Source organism: Pseudomonas edaphica, assembly GCF_005863185.1.
Taxonomy (GTDB): domain Bacteria; phylum Pseudomonadota; class Gammaproteobacteria; order Pseudomonadales; family Pseudomonadaceae; genus Aquipseudomonas; species Aquipseudomonas edaphica.
The window spans coordinates 1-3,228 of sequence record NZ_VBVZ01000667.1; the positions used below are offsets into that span (position 1 = coordinate 1).

The 3,228-nt window shown below is 62.3% G+C and carries 4 protein-coding genes and 1 pseudogene; 1 reads left to right on the top strand and 4 read right to left on the bottom strand.

Annotation, left to right across the window (positions count from 1 at the left end):
- Positions 1-170 precede the first annotated feature (170 nt).
- Positions 171-398: pseudogene (locus FEM54_RS34825) on the top strand (TetR family transcriptional regulator C-terminal domain-containing protein); the annotation flags it as partial.
- On the opposite strand, the gene FEM54_RS28610 reads toward FEM54_RS34825, so the two are convergent.
- From FEM54_RS28610 to FEM54_RS28625, 4 genes are all read right to left on the bottom strand, one after another.
- Positions 354-1,352 (bottom strand): DMT family transporter, encoded by a 999-nt coding sequence (locus FEM54_RS28610; protein ID WP_026013820.1) that lies wholly within the window; start codon positions 1,350-1,352, stop codon positions 354-356. The pseudogene FEM54_RS34825 and the gene FEM54_RS28610 sit on opposite strands and share 45 nt — an antisense overlap.
- A complete protein-coding gene (locus tag FEM54_RS28615; protein WP_138453862.1) occupies positions 1,349-2,047 on the bottom strand; it encodes an ABC transporter permease in 699 nt (232 codons plus the stop codon). Before FEM54_RS28615 ends, FEM54_RS28610 begins: the two co-directional genes overlap by 4 nt.
- Before the next feature lie 7 nt (positions 2,048-2,054).
- Positions 2,055-2,759, bottom strand: a complete 705-nt coding sequence (locus tag FEM54_RS28620) for an ABC transporter permease (RefSeq protein ID WP_099549733.1) — start codon at positions 2,757-2,759, stop codon at positions 2,055-2,057.
- On the bottom strand, positions 2,759-3,228 hold a 470-nt coding region (locus FEM54_RS28625), incomplete at its 5' end, for a type 2 periplasmic-binding domain-containing protein (RefSeq protein WP_138453863.1). The genes FEM54_RS28620 and FEM54_RS28625, both read right to left, overlap by 1 nt.

Genomic DNA, 3,228 nt, shown 5'->3' on the forward strand with positions numbered 1-3,228 from the left:
CGGTGCGTTTGCTAACCCACAATTTCGGCAGCATCGACGCGTTGATCGCCGAGACTTACCACAAGCTCGCCAATGAGCTGACCAGCGCGTTATGGGCGCAAGTCGAGCTGGCCGAAGGCGCCGCTGCGCGCCTGGACGCGTTTCTTAGCGCGTCGTTTTCGCCACGGGTGATGGACCCCGACCTGCTCGGCGTGTGGGTGGTGTTCTGGAGCCTGATCCGCCACTCGCCCCACGTAAACCAGTCCCACGAAAACAGCTACCGCGCCTACCTGGCGCTGATCCAACAGCTCCTGGACGACCTGGCCCGCAGCGAAAACCTGCTGATCCACGACAGCCACCTGGCCGCCATTGGCCTATCGGCGATGCTCGACGGGCTCTGGCTCGAGGGGTGTCTGAACCCCGGTACTTTCAGCCCCGCCAACGGGCTGCACATCTGTCGTTGCTGGGTACAGGGGTTGCGTTACGGAGCATTCGGCGCCGACCACATCTTGTGATTCCGAGTGGCGGGCGCTGAGCATGGCCAGGGTGCCGCTGACCGCGATCAACACGGCGCCGATGATCAGCGACACATCCATTGACGTGCCCCAGATCAGGCTCGAAAGCAAAAACGCCCAGATCAACCCGGTGTATTCGAACGGTGCCAGCAAGGTCGCCGTGGCCCGGCGGAAACTCGCAAACAACAGGAACTGACCTATGCCGCCGACCAGACCTGCGGCCAGCATCCCCAACCAGGCGGGGGTCGGCGCTGGCGTGTGGGTCCAGGGCAAGGTCAGCGCCATACAACCCACGAACACCACATTGGTGATCAGCATCTGCTCCAGCACCGAGGTTGCCGGGTCGACCTGGCGCAGCTGGATATAGGTGAACGCCCAGCACAACGCGGCCGCCAGGGTCAGCGCGATAGGCACTGGATCGAGCATGTTGCTGGGGCGACAAGCGATCACCACACCCACAAACCCGATGATCAGCGCCACCCATTGCCCACGGCTCGCACGTTCCTTGAGGATCAGCGCAGCCAGCAGCGTGACCATGACCGGCGCGGAGAAATACAAGGTGGTCATTTCCGCCAGGGTCAGGTCCTTGGCGGCGGTGTAATACAACAACCACGCCAGCAGCGAGAGCAGCCCACGAATGATCAGCAGCTTGCGGCTCACCGAGCTCCACGCCCGACGCAACAAGCCCATGCGCCCGGCGATCACGCACGCACCGACCACCACCAGGCTGCGCCAGAACAGAATGCTGAACACCGAATAATCGGCCACCAGCCATTTGATCACCGCGTCCTGCAACGCCAGAAACGCGTAGGCCAATGAGCACAGGGCAATCCCTTGCAGCGCGCGGTCCTGTTTCATCCCGCCGACCTGCGCAGCGGCGTGCCGCGCCGTTCGGCGATGGCGTAGACGCCCTCGATGAGGAAGGTCAGGCACAGGTAAACACCGGCCACCAACAATAAGGGTTGATAGATCTGCAAGGTCTGCGCACGTACGACGTTAGCCGCGCCCAGCAGGTCGACCACGGCAATGGTCGATGCCAGCGCGGTGGATTTGAGCAGCATCACCGTCTCACCGGCCAAGGTCGGCAACAGCAGACGCATCGCCCGTGGCAAGCGCACCCGCAGCAGGGCCTGGCGCGGGGTCATGCCAAATGCCGAAGCGGCTTCCATCTCGCCCTTGGGCACCGCCAGCAGGCCACCGCGAATCACTTCACCGACATAGGCGCCCACTGACAGCACCAGGGCAAACACGATGTACCAGTAGCCGTCACGCAGGAACGGCCACAAAAAACTGCCGCGGATCATCGGGAACTGGGCAAACAGGCTGCCCAGGCCGTAGTAGAAAATGTAGATCTGGATCAGCAGCGGCGTACCGCGCAGCACACTGGTGTAGGCCAGCGCACCGCGCGCCAGCCATTTGCGCCGTGATAACCGCGCCAGAGCCACCAGCACCGCGAGGGCAAAACCGAGCACGGCGCTGATCAACAGCAATGACAAGGTGGTCTGCAAGCCCTTGGCGGTCAGCCCGGCGTAGTAACTTATCCACTCAGGCATGCGCGCCTCACTCGACAACCGGCATCCAGCGACGAATACGTCGTTCCAGGCGTCCGGACAGGTAGTTGGAAGCCAGCGTCACCAGGTAATACAAGGCGGCGGCCGTGAGGTAGAACAGCAAGTAATGACGGGTGGAACCCGCCGCCTGCTTGGCGGTGTACAGCAGCTCATTGGTACCGACCACGCTGATCAAGGCACTGTCCTTGATCAAGTTGATCCACAGGTTGGACATCCCCGCCAGCGCATACGGCGCCATGATCGGCAAGGTCACCCGGCGAAACAGGCCAAAGCCGCTCAAGCCGAAGGCCCGCGCCGCTTCGATCTGGCCGTGGGGAATCGCCAGGATTGCCGCGCGGAAAATCTCTGACGCATAGGCGCCCTGTACCAGCCCCAATACCAGGATCGCCACCAACGGCCCGCTGATGTTGACCTGGGCAAAACCCAGCCACAGCATCAACGCGTTGAGGCCCATGGAGCCTGCGTAATACAGCAGCAGGATCAGCAGCAGTTCCGGCACCGCGCGAAACACCGTGGTGTACCCGCGCATCAACAGCGCAATCGGGCGCGGCGCACTGAGCTTGGCGCAGGCCACCACCAGGCCGATCAGCAAGCCCACGGCAAACGCGCCAACGGAGATTTGCAGGGTCATCCATAACCCTTTGAGCAGTGCGTTGCCCCATCCTTGGTCACCAAAGCTGAGGAGATCGAGCATTATTCGGTCTTCTGGGCGATTTGCTGATAGGGGCTGTCACAGGTCTTGCTCACAAAGGCCGGCGTGTCACCGCGCTTGCACGGGCTGACCGACAGGCCGAAATAGTGCTGGGACAAGTCGTCATAGTCCTTGCTCACCAGCAGTTCGCCGATGGCTTTGTCCAGGCGTGCCTTGAGCGCTGTGTCTTCCTTGCGCAAACCAGCGCCGACGCCACGCCCGATGATCGGGTCGTAGGGCACGCTGGCGATATGCGCCAGGCCGCTGGCCTCCGGGGTCTTGACCATCATGGCGATGGCGGTGTCGTCGGCCATCATGTAGTCGATACGCCCGGCGATCAGGTCGGCATTCGCCGATTCCTGGGTGTCGTAGTACTTGAGGTCAGCAATGTTCTCGTAGTACTTCTTCAGGTAGTTGGCGCTGACCGTGGAGATCTGCACGCCGATCAACTTGCCCTTGAGGCCTTCGGGGG

Bases quoted from the DNA above. Each gene is read 5' to 3' on its own strand.
- FEM54_RS28610 (WP_026013820.1), bottom strand. From the start codon at position 1,352: ATGAAACAGGACCGCGCGCTGCAAGGGATTGCCCTGTGCTCATTGGCC.
- FEM54_RS28615 (WP_138453862.1), bottom strand. From the start codon at position 2,047: ATGCCTGAGTGGATAAGTTACTACGCCGGGCTGACCGCCAAGGGCTTG.
- FEM54_RS28620 (WP_099549733.1), bottom strand. From the start codon at position 2,759: ATGCTCGATCTCCTCAGCTTTGGTGACCAAGGATGGGGCAACGCACTG.